The organism is Streptomyces sp. NRRL WC-3549 (assembly GCF_000721935.1).
GTDB lineage: Bacteria > Actinomycetota > Actinomycetes > Streptomycetales > Streptomycetaceae > Streptomyces.
The window spans coordinates 48,001-62,705 of sequence record NZ_KL585411.1; the positions used below are offsets into that span (position 1 = coordinate 48,001).

Here is a 14,705-nt window from a genome sequence, read left to right on the forward strand (position 1 = left end):
ATGTGTATAAGAGACAGCTCGTGCACCGCTCGACGCGGGCCAGCTGGGGTGCGTTGTTGACCGGGCCCAGCTGGGAGTCCGGTTCGAGTCCGGCCCCGACGACGACGGTCTTCGCCCGCTCCGCGAGGGCCTCGACCACCTGGGCGTGGATCAGGGCCGGGGCGTACACGCGTTTGACGGCCATGCAGACCTGCCCGCAGTTGCGGAACGCGGCCCAGAACAGCTTCTCCGCGATCGCGTCCACGTCGACGTCGTCCAGCAGGACGGCCGCGTCGTTGCCGCCCAGTTCGAGGGTGACCCGGGCGAGCGAGGCGGCCGCGCCCTGGGCGACGGCCCGTCCGGTGGGGACCGACCCGGTGAAGGTGACGTGGCGGACGCCGGGGTGGGACGCGAGCCGGGCACCGAGGGGCTCGCGTCCGGTGACGACGGTCAGCACGTCCTCCGGCAGAGCGGTCGCGAGGACGGAGCCCAGCAGCCGGGTGGCGAGGGGCGTGTAGGGGGACGGTTTGAGCACCATGGTGTTTCCCGCGGCCAGCGCCGGCGCGAACTTCGCCGCCGCGAGCTGGAGGGGGAAGTTCCACGGCACGATCGCGGCGACGGGGCCGAGCGACCGCCAGCGGATCTCGCTGTCCACCGGTCGGCCGTCGTCGATCCGCCGGGTGCGCGGAGCCAGCTCGGCGAAGTAGCGCAGGCGGGCCGCCGTGCGGGCGACTTCCGCGTGCGACTCGGCCAGGGGCTTGCCCTGTTCCCGGGTGAGCAGCCGGGCGAGGTCGTCGCCGGCCGCCTCCACGGCGTCGGCCGCCGCACACAGCGCGCCGGTACGGGCGGCCGGGTCGGCGCGCCAGCCGGCCCAGGCCCGGTGGGCCCGGTCCACGAGGGCGTCCAGCTCCTGAGGCCGCTGGTCGGGGGCCTCGTCGAAGACCTCGCCGGTGGCCGGGTCCACGACGGCGAGCCGCGCGCCCGGGGTGCCGGGGGTGGTGGGAGGGCGGGGTGGGGAGATCGGCATGCCGGCGGTCAGTTCGTGGCGGCGACGGCGGCCTCGTGTTCCCGGGCGTGCCGGTCCATCTCCTCCCGGAAGGCGGCCACCAGGTGCGGCTGGATCCTGCCGGCGTTGCGGTCGCCGCCCTCGCAGACCGCCCCGCGCACCCCGACGATGTCCGTGCCGATACGCGTCAGCGTGCCGAGGTCCGCCTGCTTGACACTGCCCGCGAGGGCGGCGAGCAGACCGGCGGCGTGGGCGAGCCGGACGAACTCGGCACAGGCGTCCGGCGGGACGTGGTCGAACAGGCGGGTGCCGTCCTTGATCGCGGTGTCGAGCATGGCCGCGTCCGCGCCGGCGCGTGCGGCGATGTCGGGCAGGGCGAGGGGGTTGACGCAGCCGATCCTGTGGGCGTCGGCATAGCCCGAGGCGACGACCAGCGCCGCCGGGTCGTGGTCCTTCACCGCCCGGACGACCCCGCGCATGACCTCGACGCCTTGGTCCGGCGTCGTGCACCCGTAGAGGCCGACCTTGATGTACGTGGCCCCGGAGACGGCGGCGCCGAGCGCCGCCTGGGCCACCGTGCCGGGCTTGAAGGGCACGTCTCCCACGGTGGCGGACACCGGCTTGTCCGCCGGGACCGCGGCGCGGATCTCTCTGATGACCCAGGGGAAGTTGGCGCCGAGCGAGCCCTCGTCGGGCTTTTTGACGTCGACGATGTCGAGGTGTTCGGCGGCCTTCGCGCACTCGAAGGCCTCTTCGACACTGTCCGGGGAGATGAGCAGCAACAACGTGGACTCCTTCCGCCGCGTACCCGCCCGACCTGGGGTCGGGGGGCGCGGATCGCCTGGTTCACGTGGGGCGGGCTCATCTTTTCCTCCGCCGGTGGGCACCGGTAGAGCGTGCGGAGTCCTCACGCGGTGCTCGGGCCATGGCGCAGTGCGCCGTACGCACCGGCGCGGACCGGCTCACGGCGGCGCGAACCGGCTCACGGCGGCGCGGAACCGGGCGCGGGGAGCGCGGGCCGGTGCGGTGCGGGCGGCCACCGGGCCCTCCTGGCCGGACATGGCGGTCCGGATCCGGCCAGGAGGGCTCAGGGGCGCGGCCAGGGGCGGCCGTCGAGGTTCTCGATGTCGATGTTGAAGCGCTTCAGGTAACCGGCGAAGGCGGCGACCTCCTCGGGGTCCCACCCGGCCATGACCCGCTCCAGGCCCTGGATGTTCCCGGTCCGCTCGGCGTCGAGGCTGTGCTCGCCCTCCCGGGTGATCCGGAACTTGCGGGCGATGCCTCCGTCGGGGTCGGGGATGCGCTCCACCAGGCCCGCGCGCAGCATGGCGGCGGTCTGCCGGTTGAGGGTGGAGGCGTCCAGCCCGAAGGCGTCGCTGAGCTGCCCGATGGACATCGGACCTTCCATCCGGATGCGGCTGAGCAGGGTGTACGCGCTCCGGTCCAGGTGCGAGGCGTTGCGGGCGCTCAGCTGGACATACCGTCCGAGCAGCATGGTCTCGAACTCGATCAGGTGCGTGGGCTTCTCCATGGTCCTTCTCTCGACCGCCTTCACCGTGCGCCGGGGCTCTCACGTGCAGATATACCACCCTCATCGACGTGGCCGGAATTTTAGGTATGTTTACATAGCTATATCTGCGTACCTAGACTGACGGCATGCCCGACTCCTCCGCGCCTCCCCAGGACATCGACCACGTGGCCTCCGTGCTCGTGGCGTGCCTGCCCGCGCTGCACCGGGGTCTGGAGCGGCAGATCGCGAAGGAGTTCCCGCACCCCCGGCTTCCCGAGGGCCAGCTGGCACTGCTGTTCCTCGTCGAGGAGCGCGAGGGCATCACCGTGCGGGAGACGGCCGAGGCCCTGCTGATGAAGCCGAACAACGTCAGTGCCCTCGTCTCCCAGCTCACCGGGACCGGCCTGCTCGAACGCCGCCAGGACGCGGCGGACAAGCGCGTCGCCCATCTGCACCCGACCGCAGTCGCGCGGGAGCGGCTCGCCGAGGCGCGGCTGCTCAAGGAAGCACACATGGTGCGCGCACTGCGCACCCTGACCGACGGCGACCTCGATGCCCTCGGTGCGGCTCTGGGTGCGCTGACCTCACTGCCGAGGCCTCTGCGCTCCCCCGCCGACTGACCTCCTCTGGCATGACGGCGCAGGTGGGGGCGGCCGTCGTCGAGGGCGGTGGCAACGCGGTCATGAACGGTCTCCACGCCGCGTGCTCGTCACCGCGGTCCTGCGCGTCGCCGGTGCGCTGCCGGCGGGGCCCGGCAGGCGGAGCAAGCCGGAAGGTCACCGCGCAGGGCTGACCGCGCGTGACGGCGTCGGCCGGCAGCGGGGTTCCAGGACCCCGCCCCGGCCGGCGCCGCCGGAGTGTCAGACCTGCTGCTGCGCCGGCTCCGGCCCGGCACCGCTCACGGGGGCCGCGCCGGTCCGCAGGATCGGCGCGGTGAAGCAGGCGACCGCGCAGAAGGCCACCGGCAGGAAGAACGCCAGGTTCAGCGGCATCAGATGGGTCATCGGGCCGATGACCGCCGGACCGGCGAGCATCCCGAGGTAGCCGAGCCCCGCCACCCGGGACACGTTGGCGCCGGCGGCGCCCGGGTCGGCGTGGCCCGCCACGCTGAAGAGCTGCGGGACGCAGCCGGAGAGGCCGATCCCGAAGACGGTCCAGCCGGCCAGGGCGAGCGGGACCGCCGGCGCGAGGGTGGCCACGGTCAGACCGATCGCGGCCACCGCCGACCCGTACCGCACCACCGCGACGGTGCCGAAGCGCGCGGCCACCCGGTCGGTGAGCAGCCGGCCGACGGTCATGGCCGTGGCGAAGGCACCGTAGGCGAAGGCCGCGGTGGCCTCGGGGGCGTCCAGGACGTCCTTCAGATGGAGCACGCTCCAGTCGTTGGCGACGCCCTCGCTGAGCATGAGCATGAAGGCCAGGGCCGCCAGGATCCAGATCTTGGCCGGGGTACCGCGCTTGGCTCCGCCGGTCTCCGTGGCGGCACTCTCCTCGGCCGGGACGGCTTCCGGCGCCAGCAGGGCGCGCGACGCCACGGCCGCGGCGACCAGACCGAGCAGGGCCATGCCCCCGAGGGTGCCGGCCGCGCCCCAGCCGAGGCTCAGCGTCAGGGCGCCCACCAGTGCGGCGATCACGCCGCCGATCGAGAACAGGGCGTGGAAGGCGGACATGATGGGGCGCCCGTAGCCGCGTTCGACCTGGACGGCGTGGGTGTTCATGCTGACGTCCAGGCAGCCGTTGCCGAAGCCGAAGACCAGCAGGGCCGGACCGAGCGTCCAGGCGCTGCCGGCCAGCCCCGGCAGGACCAGGGCCGCACTGCACAGCGCCGCGCTCAGCGGGACGACCTTGCGGGCCCCGAAGCGGTCGGCGAGCGGGCCGACCAGCTGCATGCCCGCGAAGGCACCGGCGCCCAACAGCAGGAGGAGCCAGCCCAGCACCGCGTGGCTGATGCCCGTGTGCTCCTCCACGGTGGGGATGTGGACGATCCACATCCCCAGCAGAAAGCCGTTGAGTACGAAGTACGCGAAGGTGGCCGACCGGCCGGCGCGCAGGCTCTTTTCCATGCCGAGAACCTATAGAACACCATTCATGTTCGTAAAGTTGCGTTTCGAACAGCGCCTGTGTTCAATACCGCGCATGGCGAGTGCGGACCGGCTGAAGCAGATCACCGACGCGGTACGGGAGCGCGGCAGCGTCGGCGTGGCGGAGCTGGCCGGGCTCACCGGCGCCTCGGAGATGACGATCCGGCGCGATCTGGAGACCCTGGCGGGCCAGGGCCTGCTGGAACGGTTCCGCGGCGGCGCCAGGAGCCTCGTACTCCGCGGCGAGGAGCCGCCGTTCGCCCTCCGCGCCGCGGAGGGCCTGGAGGCCAAGCGGCGCATCGCCGAGGTCGTCGCCTCGCTGCTGACGGACGGCGAATCGGTCGTCCTGGACAGCGGGACCACGTGTCTGGAGGTGGCGCACGCGCTCGCCGGCCGCCGGCTGACCGTCATGCCGCTCTCGCTGCACGCCGCCAACGCCCTGACCGGGGCCCCCGGCCCGGCCCTGCTGCTGCCCGGCGGGCGGCCCCGCCCCGGCGAGCTCGCGCTGACCGGCCCCCTGACACAGGCGTCCCTGGCCTCCCTGCGCTTCGACACGGCCGTCATCGGCTGCTGCGGCCTGACCGCGGCCGACGGCCTGACCGCGTACGACCTGGAGGACGCCGCCGTCAAGCGTGCCGCGATCGCGTCCTCCCGCCGTGTGGTCGCCGTGGCCGACGGCACCAAGTTCCCCCGGACCGCGCTGGCTCACGTGGCACCGGTGAGCGCCCTGCACACGGTCGTGACGGACGCGACGGCACCCGCCGAGGAGACCGAGGCGCTGGCCGCCGCCGGGGTGGACGTGCGCACCGCCTGAGGCCCGGCTCCCCGGACACCGTCCGCTTCCCCGACGGCGCGGGCCAAGACCCCGCGCCTTGATAGCGTCGCCCACGCGACTACGGACCGCTCCCCTCGCGGAGTTGTGACCGCGGTGGGCCCGGACGGACGTGGCACGGAAAAGGACCGACACACATGAGCCTCGCGCAGTTGCACTACACCGCCGCCACGGCAGGTGACGGGGGGTCGGTCGGCCGGTTCACCGCCGTCGACACCGCGATACCCGGGCCGGTGCGCACGGAGGCCGGCCCACTGCTCGCCTACGAGGCCCCGGCCGGCACCCCGGAGCGGCTCACCGACGGCGAACTCCGCGCCCTGCCCGTCGCGTTCGGCTTCAGCGCCCTCTCCGACGGCAGCCATCTGCTCAGCCGTACGGTGGCCGTCGGCGCCTCCGGTTTCCACGCCCACGCCGTCCATCTCCCGGCGGACGCCGTACTGCCCGGCCGGCTGCTGCCGGTCGCCGCGTGGGGGGCCTCCGGGTGGCTCTCCTCCGCGCCCGGACGGACACAGCCCGACCCGCTGACCTCGCTGGCCCTGTCGGGGTCTTCCGGCGGGCTCCCCCGCGACGGGCTGGGGGACTTCGCCGTGTCCCGCAGCCCCTGGCTCGCCGCCGTGCTCGGCGACATACGGCGGGCGAGCGAGGACCCGTCCGCGCCGCAGGTCGTGCTCGTGGAGCGGCACAGCGCCGACGTGGCCCGGTGGGTCGCGCTCGCCGTCGCCGTACTGCCGCGGGAGCACGCCGAACGGCTGACCTTCACCACGTACACCCGGCGCCCCGGCGGCGCCGCGCACCGGATCGTCGGCGTACTGCCGCAGGACGCTCCCGACGGGCGCGACCCCCGCTTCCGCGTGCATGTGACCGGCGGGCCGACCCCGACCGGCCCGGTGGCCGACGCCTGGGCCGGCACCGCCGCCCGCATCTGGCGCTACCGGGCCCCGGAACTCTTCCTGGAGGCGGCGGGACTGCCGGGCGACCCCTTCGCCGCCGGTCCGCTCGCCGTGACGGCCCTGGGCGCGGGCATCGCGCTGGGCTCGGTGGAGCGCGCCGCCGCGGCCGACTGGGCCGCGGTACGGCCGTACGCACTGGACGAGAAGCGGACCCAGCAGCTCACCGACGCCCTCACCGCGCCCGGCGAGCACCGTACGCCGGCCGAGTGCGCCGCCGCGCTCCGGCTCCTCACGGCCCTCGACGGCCGCGCCCCGGCCACGGTCACCGCCCCGCTGGCCGCGCTGCTGGTGACGGAGGCCGTCCACGGCGGCGACGTCACCCTGGAGCCGCCGGCCCGCTCCGCGTTCGCCGGACCGGCCGGGGAACACGCGGTCGGCGCGCTCGTCGCGGAACTGGGCGAGGACCTGCTGGCCGAACTCACCGCGGGGGCCACGGGGGGCGTCGCACGGACCGTGCAACTGCTGCGCGTCGCCCGGCTGCTGGACCTGGACCGCGCGGAGGTGCTCCCGGGGGTCGTACGCCGTCTGGCGGGCGCGCTCCTCGACGACCCGGAGGCCGGGGCCTGCCCGGCGCTGCCCGATCTCCTGGACGAGCAGTTCGACGTGCGGACGGCGCTGCTGGGTGAGCTGGACCGGCTTGCCCCCGACGACCCGGCGGGCGCGGAGCGGCTGCTGGCGCGGATCACGCTGCCGTTCACGGGCGCGCAGGCGCTCCCGCATCTGCGGATGTGCGCGGCGGCGCCCGGGGCGAAGGCACGGGGCGCGGACCGGGTGGACGTCCTGCACACCGTGCTGCGGGCCGCCGGCATGTCCCCGTTCACCGAACCGCTGGTGCTGCGCACCGCGGTGGGCCTGGTCTGGGGCGGGGACACCCTGACGGCGGCCGAGGGGCTCGCGCTGCTCGGCGAGACCACGTCGGACGCCCACCGGGCGGCCGGTACCTGGCGGCACCTGGTGGACGCCGCGCTCGCCGCACCGGCGGACGACGAGGACGGCCCCGCGCTCGCCCACGACGTGCTGCGCGCCTTCCCCCAGGAGATCGACGCCCGGGTACGCGCCCGTCTGCTCCTGCTGGACTTCGCCCGCGAGGTCCGGTCCGGGACGGCGGAGCCCGGCTGGGCCGAGCGGATCCGCGTCCTGCGCGACCGTGCGGAACCGGTGGAGCAGTCGGTCCGGGACCACGCCTACGGCGCGGTGGCCCGCCGGCTGCTCGCCCCGGACCGGCCGGAGGCGGAGCTGTTCGCCTGTGCGCACAGCGAGGACGCGGAGCTGATCGCCGCCTACGGCCGGGCGGCCCGCCGCGAGGAGACGGCGGCCCTGCTGCGCACCGACCCCGCGTACACGGCGAACTGCTTCGCCGTCTGGACCTCCCATCCCCACGCGGGCGGCGCCTGGACGCGGACCCGCACGGCGCTGCTCGACGAGGTCCTGCGGCCGGTGGTCCGCGCGCTGTCACCGGAGGAGGTCGCGGCGGTCGAGGCGTGTGTGGAGAGCGCGGGCACCAGCCGTACGCTCGACGCCTTCCGCGCCTGGAACCGCCCCTCCCGCTCACTGGGGCACCTCGGCAGACGCCTGGCGGGACGGGTCCGCCGGAAGTAGCCGCCGCATCCACCGGCATGGCAACGGCCCGCGCACGCGAAAGGCGCTCCGCTAAGGTGTCACGCGGTGTTGGGCGACCGCGTCGGTCGCGGCCGGCAACGCGAAGCGGACGAACCGTGTTCTCACCGCGGTGGGCGCCAAGTACGTGGGGCTCATTCCGGTCGGCGGCGACGTGGTGGGATGGATACAGGAGGACATCACGGACTCCGTCCTCAAGAAGGCGGAGAAGGACACCTCCGGCGAGGCCCGTCTGGAGTCCTCCATGGGGTATTCGGAATCCGAGGGCGCGGCGAAGAAAGCGGCCGCGAAAGCTGTGGAAACCGTCGGAAAGGCCGCAGGGCTCACGCCCGAGCAGTACCGGGACTACCAGGGCTACGCGTCCACCCAGACGGCGACGGCCCACTCCGTCGGGCGTGACCTGGTGGCCAGCTCACACCCGAGGGGCCATTGACCATGCGCCGACGTACGTAGCTTTCCACCGCAATTGTGGCCGGGTCGGTCCTTGCCGCGATGCTGACCGGTTGCTCACAAGAGACGAAGTCCGTGCCGGAACTGCCTGGTCGGCTCTGCTGGGGCAGTCTCCCTTCCGAGGACGTTGCGCCGCTCCTGCCCACAGGCGAGAAGGCTGTGGAGGAAGCGACTCCGCCCGTTCTCCCACGCCCTTTGGCCTCAGCGGCGTGCACCCTCCGCATCGACGGGCGGCCCTCGTTCCAGGTGCTGGCGTATCGACGGAGTTACGAGAAGTGGGTCAAGTGGGGATCCGTTGCCGGGCCTGACCCCGACACGATCGACGTAGGTGAGAAAGGCGTCATCTGGGACGAAGGAGCAGCCTCCTGTTTCGCATGCGAGACACCGGACCCCTCTTCCGGGCGCGGCTCCTTCATCGAACTGCGCCTCAGCACGTTCCGATCGGAGAATGCCCCAGAAAAGGAATCGCGCACTATTCTTCCGGATCTTTTGCAGCAGCTGGAAACCTTTGCCGGACGAAAGCTGGGATGCGGCGCACCGCGAAGGTGAGCACCAGGGGCGGGCCCCGGGGTGCGAGCCGACAGCCCCGCCGAGGCGGGTACCGTGGAGTGTTCCGATCTCGTGTGCCTCCGGTGGGCTGCGTGACACCCCAGGAGGAAACAGCATGACGACGAACCGTGGACGCAAGGACGTGATCCGGGACCGGATGGCGGCGACCGGGGAGTCGTACAACGTCGCCGCGCGCAATCTCAAGGCGATGAAGGACACGGCCGCGACCCGTGCCGCCGTCCTCACGCAGCGGTGGACGCCCGCCGGGTCGGCGGACGTGCCCTGTCCCTGCGGCAGCACCTGCGAGCCGGGCGAACCGTGCGGTCACTGCCACGCACGGCACCTGCACGTGAAGCGGTACCCGGGCAGCGTCACGGACGTGGAGGTCTGGGCGGACCGTTACGAGTGCACCGGCTGCTCGTCCTCGTACACGCTGACCGTCCGGCTGGCCGGACGGCCCTGGGGTGTCGCCGAGACCGTGGTCCGGGGCGCGGGCGCCGAGGAGAGCGTCCAGGCCACGGTGTTCCCTGGGGTCATGCACCCGCTGCTGCGGGCCGCGGCGGCCGAGGAGTCCGCAGACGCCTGACACCGGCCGCCCGGCCCGCTCACCGGGAAGCCGTCAGGCCTCCTCCGGCTCCAGCCGCAGCGAGATCGAGTTGATGCAGTAGCGCTGGTCGGTGGGGGTCGGGTACCCCTCGCCCTCGAAGACGTGGCCGAGGTGCGACCCGCACCGGGCGCAGCGCACCTCGGTGCGGACCATGCCGTGGCTGGTGTCCGCGATCAGCTCGACGGCGTCGGTGTCCTTCGGGTCGTAGAAGGACGGCCAGCCGCAGTGGGACTCGAACCTGGTGTCGGAGCGGAAGAGCTCCGCCCCGCAGGCACGGCAGGAGTAGACGCCTGCCGTCCTGGTGTCGGTGTACTCACCGACGAACGCCGGCTCGGTGCCGGCCTTGCGCAGCACCGCGTACTCGGCGGGGGTGAGCTCCGCCCGCCATTGCTCGTCCGGCTTCTCGACGTCGTAGGACACGGTGGCTCCTCAGTTCGACAGGTGGTCCAGGATCCGCGGGCCGAGGTCGGTGACGTCGCCCGCTCCCATGGTGAGAACGAGATCGCCGGGCTTCGCCATTCCCGCCACGGCGGCGGGGACCTGGGCCTTGTCGTGGACGGCCGTGACCTCGGCACCGGCCGCCTTCGCGGCGTCGATGACCAGCGCGCTGGTGACACCCGGGACCGGGTCCTCACGGGCCGGATAGATGTCCAGGACCAGGGAGGCGTCCGCGAGGGCGAGGGCCTGGCCCATCTCGGTGCCGAGCTCCTGCGTACGGGAGAAGAGGTGCGGCTGGAAGACCACCAGCAGCCGGGACGTGGCGGCCGCGCCCCGCATGGCCTCCAGGTCGGCGGCCATCTCCGTGGGGTGGTGCGCGTACGAGTCGATGACCTGGACGCCCGCCGCCTCGCCCTTGAGCTGGAGGCGGCGCTTGACGCCGGTGTACGTGCCGATCGAGGAGGCCAGGTTGTGGGCCGGGACACCGAGAGCGACCCCGGCGGCGAGGGCCGCGACCGCGTTGAGGGCGTAGTGGCGGCCGGGCACGGAGACGGTGAAGGTGAGGTACTTGCCGCCCAGGACGACGGTGACCTCGCTGGTCAGACCGCGCGGGGTGATCTTGTGCACCCGTACGTCGGCGTCCTCGGCCTCGCCGTAGGTGACGACCTGGAGGCCGTCCTGTCCACGGACCCGGCGGGTCAGCTCCACGGCGCCCGCCTGGTCGGCGGAGACGACGAGCGTGCCGCCGGGGACGACCTTGCCGACGAACGTGCCGAAGGACTCGTAGATCTCGTCCATCGACGCGTAGTTGGCGTGGTGGTCCAGCTCGACGTTGAGGACGATCGCGACCTGGGGGGCGTACTTCTGGAAGCTGCGGTCGCTCTCGTCGGCCTCGGCGACGAAGATGTCGCCCTCGCCGTTCGCGGCGTTCGTGCCGGGCCCCTCCAGGTCGCCGCCGATGGCGTACGAGGGGGCCAGGCCCAGGCCGGACAGGGCGACGGCGAGCATCGACGTGGTGGTGGTCTTGCCGTGCGTACCGGCGACGGCGATCGCGCGCGCGCCGTCCATCAGGGCGGCGAGCGCGTCGGAGCGGTGCACGACGGGGACGGACAGCTCCTTTGCGCGGACCAGCTCGGGGTTGTCCGGGCGGATGGCGCTGGAGACGACCACGCAGGACGCGTCGTCCGCGAGGTGACCGGCGGCGTGCCCGATGTGGACGGTCGCCCCCAGCGCGCGCAGCGCCTCGGCGCCGGCGGACTCCTTGGCGTCGCTGCCCGCCACCTTCGCCCCCCGCTGGGCGAGGATCTTGGCGATGCCCGACATTCCGGCGCCGCCGATGCCGATGAAGTGCGGCCGTTCCAGGGCGGCGGGAATACCGGGTGCCATCTGTGGGTCCTCCGAGGGTGTGCGGTTCCAGGGCGCGGACGGGGCCGGCCCGGATCCGCGAGGCCCCAGCCTATTCGTTGTGCGCGAAGAGCTTGAGCACCGGTACGCCCACCTTGTGACGGGCCCGTGACGCCCAGTCCCGGTGGAAGAACTCCTCGACGTAGTGCGGCGCGGTCAGCACGATGACCTCGTCGGCCCCGGACTCCTCGACCACGCTCTTCAGCCTGTCCAGGGGGTGGTCCTCGACCACCTGTCCGACCGCCTCGGCGCCGGCCTTGCGCAGCTCCTGGAGCGAGTACTCCAGCGCCACCGCGGCGGGCTCCTGGGCGTCCCGGCCCTCCGGTTCCTCGTTCTCCCGGACGGCTTCCTTCAGCTCCCCGAGCGCCACGTCGTCGATCGCGCGCAGCAGGACGTCGGCCTGGTCGCCGCGGGGCTGCATCAGGACGACGAACGAGATCCGCTCCTCACCGTGGAGCGTGGTGACGAACTCCACGTCCTCGGGGGTGAGGGGTTTCTCGATCATCAAAACGCTTGTGAACACGACAGGCGCCTTCCGCTTCATCTCTTCGACCGTGGTTCGGCCGCTGCTGCTGAAACCATCCTTCCCCGTAATTGCACGGGGTTGCAGGGTCAAGTCTGCCCATCCGGAGCTAACCGGAACGGAAAATTCCGTTACGTGTCAGATCTTTCCGTACCGACTGAAGAGGAATCCTGCCTCCTCCAGCAGCGATGTGAGGGCGAAACGTTCCGGCACGCTCATCGCGGGCCCGGTCGCGATACGCTGCGCGCCACCCGCGGTGAGCATCGGCGAGACGGTCAGGCAGAGCTCGTCCAGCACCCCCGCCGCCACGAACTGCCCGAGGAGCCTCGGCCCGCCCTCCGTGAGCAGCCGGGTGTGGCCGCGGGCGGCCAGCTCCGCCACCGCGCGCGCCGGCTCGACCACCGCCCCCTCCCCGGCGAACAGCACCTCGGCACCCGCCTCGCGTGCGGCGTGGACGCGGTCGGCCGGTGCGCCGGCCCCGGTGATCAGCAGGGTCGGGACCAGCGGCGACACGAACAGCGGCAGCGAGAAGTCCAGGTCGAGGCCCGCGCTCACGACGGCGATCGCGGGAGCGGGACCCTGCCCGGCCGCCGCCCGCCGGTCCGCGAACGCCTCGCGCGCGCGGGCCGGCCGGTAGCCCTCCAGCCGTACCGTCTCCGCGCCGACGAGGACGGCGTCGGCCAGGCCGCGCAGGGTGCCGAAGATCCGCATGTCCGCGGCGCAGGAGATGCCCTGGGAGCGGCCGTCGTGCTGGGCGGCGCCGTCCAGCGTGGACACCATGTTGGCGCGCAGCCAGGGGCGCTCCCGGCCGGGGTACGCGTAGGCCTCGGCCAGCTCGTCGAGCGTCCACTCGCGGCCGGTGGCCGCCTCCGGGCGGGGGGCCGGGGTCGTCAGGTCCGTCACAGGGAACAGGCGTCGCATGTGAGGCAGTCTGGCACGGCCCGTAAGCTGGGGAGTTGTGTCGTCCTCCTCCACCGCCAAGCCGGGGCAGAGCCCCATAGCCGAAGCGGCCCCGCAGTCCCTGTGCGCCCTCGAACCGCACGTCCCCGCCGACCGCCTGGTCGCGGAGATGGTGCCGCCGCCGCGCTTCGACTCGGTGCGCTTCGAGACGTACGAACCCGCCCCGGACCAGCCGAGTCAGCGCAAGGCCGTCGAGGTGCTCAGCGCGTTCGCGGCCGGACTCGGGGGTGCCCACGCCGCCGGTCCGGGCAAGCGCAAGTGGTTCGGGAAGAAGACCGCGGCTCCCGCCGGACCGCGCGGCGTCTACCTCGACGGCGGGTACGGCGTCGGCAAGACGCACCTGCTGGCCTCCCTCTGGCACGCCACCCCGGCCGACCCGTCGCTCAAGGCGTTCGGCACGTTCGTCGAGCTGACGAACCTGGTCGGGGCGCTCGGCTTCCAGCAGACCGTGCAGACCCTCGGCGGGCACCGGCTGCTCTGCATCGACGAATTCGAACTCGACGACCCGGGTGACACCGTCCTGGTGTCCTCCCTGCTCAGCAGGCTGGTCGAGGCGGGTGTGGCGCTGGCCGCCACTTCGAACACACTTCCCGGGAAGCTCGGCGAGGGCCGGTTCGCCGCCGCGGACTTCCTCCGGGAGATCCAGGGCCTCTCCGCGCACTTCCGTCCCCTGCGGATCGACGGTGAGGACTACCGCCACCGGGGACTGCCCGAGGCCCCGCCGCCGTACTCCTCGGACCAGGTCACGAAGGCCGCGTACACCACGCCGGGCGCCTCCCTGGACGACTTCCCGGCGCTGCTCGGCCATCTCGCCCGGGTCCACCCGAGCCGGTACGGCGCACTGACCGACGGGATCACGGCGGTCTGCCTCACGGACGTCGAGCCGGTACCCGACCAGTCGACGGCGCTGCGGCTCGTGGTGCTCGCGGACCGGCTGTACGACCGCGAGGTGCCGGTGCTCGCCTCCGGCCTCCCGTTCGACCGGCTGTTCAGCGACGAGATGCTGAACGGCGGGTACCAGAAGAAGTACTTCCGGGCGATCTCGCGGCTGACGGCACTGGCGCGTGACGCGAAGGGTCTGGTGGCGCAGTAGGTTCGGGGGGCGTACCGCGTCCGTTCCGGCTCCTGTGCCGTGGACGCGGCCCGTACAACCGAGTACACCGTTCGAAGGGACTCCGTATGGCTACCACGCGTCAGGCGCACACGGTCTGGGAAGGCAACCTGCTCGAGGGCACGGGTGTCGTCTCCCTCGACTCCTCCGGGATCGGGGAGTACCCGGTCTCCTGGCCGTCCCGCGCGGAGCAGGCGAACGGCAGGACCAGCCCGGAGGAGCTCATCGCTGCGGCGCACTCCAGCTGCTTCTCGATGGCGCTCTCCAACGGCCTGGCGTCGGCGGGCAACCCGCCGGCCCGGCTCGACACCAAGGCGGAGGTCACCTTCCAGCCCGGTACCGGCATCACCGGCATCCACCTCACCGTGGAGGGTGAGGTCCCGGGTCTGGACGAGGCGGGCTTCGTGAAGGCCGCCGAGGACGCCAAGGCGAACTGCCCGGTCAGCCAGGCGCTGACGGGCACGTCGATCACGCTCACCGCGTCGCTCGTCGCCTGACCTCATCCGCACGTGTCCCCGGGGCGGCGCCCGCCGCCTCGGGGACACGTGCGTCCGGGCCCGTGGCCGCCGCACCGTGTCCTCACGCCGCCGTCGCAGGCGAGGCGGCGGAGGGCCCGCCGGACGGGGCCGGGGCCGGGGCGGACGGGCGCAGCCCCCGGGCCGCCAGCACGGCGGCCACGGCGGTGACT

At 73.1% G+C, this 14,705-nt stretch carries 15 protein-coding genes; 7 read left to right on the forward strand and 8 right to left on the reverse strand.

The features are described 5' to 3' along the window. The 3 genes from IH13_RS0120255 to IH13_RS0120270 all read right to left on the reverse strand — a co-directional run. Positions 1 to 1,006 (reverse strand): aldehyde dehydrogenase family protein (locus IH13_RS0120255; protein ID WP_063837470.1); only part of this gene is annotated, 1,006 nt, incomplete at its 3' end. An 8-nt stretch (positions 1,007 to 1,014) separates the two neighbouring features. After that, positions 1,015 to 1,770, reverse strand: coding sequence for a (5-formylfuran-3-yl)methyl phosphate synthase (locus IH13_RS0120260; protein WP_031086446.1), 756 nt, complete (start codon positions 1,768 to 1,770; stop codon positions 1,015 to 1,017). A gap of 302 nt (positions 1,771 to 2,072) precedes the next feature. Beyond that, positions 2,073 to 2,516 carry a MarR family winged helix-turn-helix transcriptional regulator gene (locus IH13_RS0120270; protein WP_031086448.1) on the reverse strand — a complete coding sequence of 148 codons (444 nt, stop codon included), beginning with the start codon at positions 2,514 to 2,516 and terminating at the stop codon, positions 2,073 to 2,075. A 125-nt stretch (positions 2,517 to 2,641) separates the two neighbouring features. On the opposite strand from IH13_RS0120270, the gene IH13_RS0120275 reads away from it, so the two are divergent. Continuing rightward, positions 2,642 to 3,115 carry a MarR family winged helix-turn-helix transcriptional regulator gene (locus tag IH13_RS0120275; RefSeq protein ID WP_031086451.1) on the forward strand — a complete coding sequence of 158 codons (474 nt, stop codon included), beginning with the start codon at positions 2,642 to 2,644 and terminating at the stop codon, positions 3,113 to 3,115. Positions 3,116 to 3,355: 240 nt separating this feature from the next. Here IH13_RS0120275 and IH13_RS0120280 read toward each other — a convergent pair whose 3' ends face one another. Next, positions 3,356 to 4,558, reverse strand: coding sequence for an MFS transporter (locus IH13_RS0120280; protein WP_031086453.1), 1,203 nt, complete (start codon positions 4,556 to 4,558; stop codon positions 3,356 to 3,358). A 73-nt stretch (positions 4,559 to 4,631) separates the two neighbouring features. Between IH13_RS0120280 and IH13_RS0120285 the strand changes: the two genes are divergently transcribed. The 4 genes from IH13_RS0120285 (at position 4,632) to IH13_RS0120300 (ending at position 9,560) form a co-directional block, all read left to right on the forward strand. Continuing rightward, on the forward strand, positions 4,632 to 5,390 hold the full coding sequence (locus IH13_RS0120285; RefSeq protein ID WP_031086454.1) for a DeoR/GlpR family DNA-binding transcription regulator: 759 nt from the start codon (positions 4,632 to 4,634) through the stop codon (positions 5,388 to 5,390). Positions 5,391 to 5,545: 155 nt separating this feature from the next. Continuing rightward, positions 5,546 to 7,957, forward strand: coding sequence for a GTPase-associated protein 1-related protein (locus IH13_RS0120290; protein ID WP_031086456.1), 2,412 nt, complete (start codon positions 5,546 to 5,548; stop codon positions 7,955 to 7,957). A gap of 130 nt (positions 7,958 to 8,087) precedes the next feature. After that, the gene (locus tag IH13_RS0120295) at positions 8,088 to 8,408 is read left to right on the forward strand and encodes a hypothetical protein (protein WP_031086458.1); all 321 of its coding nucleotides are present in this window, start codon (positions 8,088 to 8,090) and stop codon (positions 8,406 to 8,408) included. A 681-nt stretch (positions 8,409 to 9,089) separates the two neighbouring features. After that, the gene (locus IH13_RS0120300) at positions 9,090 to 9,560 is read left to right on the forward strand and encodes a hypothetical protein (RefSeq protein ID WP_031086461.1); all 471 of its coding nucleotides are present in this window, start codon (positions 9,090 to 9,092) and stop codon (positions 9,558 to 9,560) included. 33 nt (positions 9,561 to 9,593) lie between these two features. Here the strand turns inward: IH13_RS0120300 and msrB are convergent, their stop codons facing one another. The 4 genes from msrB to IH13_RS0120320 all read right to left on the reverse strand — a co-directional run bounded on the left by msrB (position 9,594) and on the right by IH13_RS0120320 (position 12,867). Beyond that, on the reverse strand, positions 9,594 to 10,001 hold the full coding sequence (gene msrB / locus IH13_RS0120305) for a peptide-methionine (R)-S-oxide reductase MsrB (RefSeq protein ID WP_031086462.1): 408 nt from the start codon (positions 9,999 to 10,001) through the stop codon (positions 9,594 to 9,596). A 9-nt stretch (positions 10,002 to 10,010) separates the two neighbouring features. After that, entirely contained in the window at positions 10,011 to 11,405 is a 1,395-nt protein-coding gene (gene murC / locus IH13_RS0120310; RefSeq protein ID WP_031086464.1) for a UDP-N-acetylmuramate--L-alanine ligase, read from the reverse strand. A 70-nt stretch (positions 11,406 to 11,475) separates the two neighbouring features. Then, entirely contained in the window at positions 11,476 to 11,928 is a 453-nt protein-coding gene (locus IH13_RS0120315) for a hypothetical protein (RefSeq protein ID WP_031086466.1), read from the reverse strand. 156 nt (positions 11,929 to 12,084) lie between these two features. Further along, positions 12,085 to 12,867, reverse strand: coding sequence for a pyrimidine reductase family protein (locus IH13_RS0120320; protein WP_031086468.1), 783 nt, complete (start codon positions 12,865 to 12,867; stop codon positions 12,085 to 12,087). Positions 12,868 to 12,904: 37 nt separating this feature from the next. Between IH13_RS0120320 and zapE the strand changes: the two genes are divergently transcribed. Together zapE and IH13_RS0120330 are read left to right on the forward strand one after the other, a co-directional pair. After that, entirely contained in the window at positions 12,905 to 13,999 is a 1,095-nt protein-coding gene (zapE, locus tag IH13_RS0120325) for a cell division protein ZapE (RefSeq protein WP_031086470.1), read from the forward strand. Positions 14,000 to 14,085: 86 nt separating this feature from the next. Then, on the forward strand, positions 14,086 to 14,514 hold the full coding sequence (locus IH13_RS0120330; RefSeq protein ID WP_031086472.1) for an OsmC family protein: 429 nt from the start codon (positions 14,086 to 14,088) through the stop codon (positions 14,512 to 14,514). Positions 14,515 to 14,705: the final 191 nt, after the last annotated feature.

Bases quoted from the DNA above. Each gene is read 5' to 3' on its own strand.
- IH13_RS0120300 (WP_031086461.1), top strand. From the start codon at position 9,090: ATGACGACGAACCGTGGACGCAAGGACGTGATCCGGGACCGGATGGCG.
- IH13_RS0120330 (WP_031086472.1), top strand. From the start codon at position 14,086: ATGGCTACCACGCGTCAGGCGCACACGGTCTGGGAAGGCAACCTGCTC.
- IH13_RS0120290 (WP_031086456.1), top strand. From the start codon at position 5,546: ATGAGCCTCGCGCAGTTGCACTACACCGCCGCCACGGCAGGTGACGGG.
- IH13_RS0120275 (WP_031086451.1), top strand. From the start codon at position 2,642: ATGCCCGACTCCTCCGCGCCTCCCCAGGACATCGACCACGTGGCCTCC.
- IH13_RS0120280 (WP_031086453.1), bottom strand. From the start codon at position 4,558: ATGGAAAAGAGCCTGCGCGCCGGCCGGTCGGCCACCTTCGCGTACTTC.
- IH13_RS0120320 (WP_031086468.1), bottom strand. From the start codon at position 12,867: ATGCGACGCCTGTTCCCTGTGACGGACCTGACGACCCCGGCCCCCCGC.
- IH13_RS0120285 (WP_031086454.1), top strand. From the start codon at position 4,632: ATGGCGAGTGCGGACCGGCTGAAGCAGATCACCGACGCGGTACGGGAG.
- murC (WP_031086464.1), bottom strand. From the start codon at position 11,405: ATGGCACCCGGTATTCCCGCCGCCCTGGAACGGCCGCACTTCATCGGC.
- IH13_RS0120270 (WP_031086448.1), bottom strand. From the start codon at position 2,516: ATGGAGAAGCCCACGCACCTGATCGAGTTCGAGACCATGCTGCTCGGA.
- IH13_RS0120315 (WP_031086466.1), bottom strand. From the start codon at position 11,928: ATGATCGAGAAACCCCTCACCCCCGAGGACGTGGAGTTCGTCACCACG.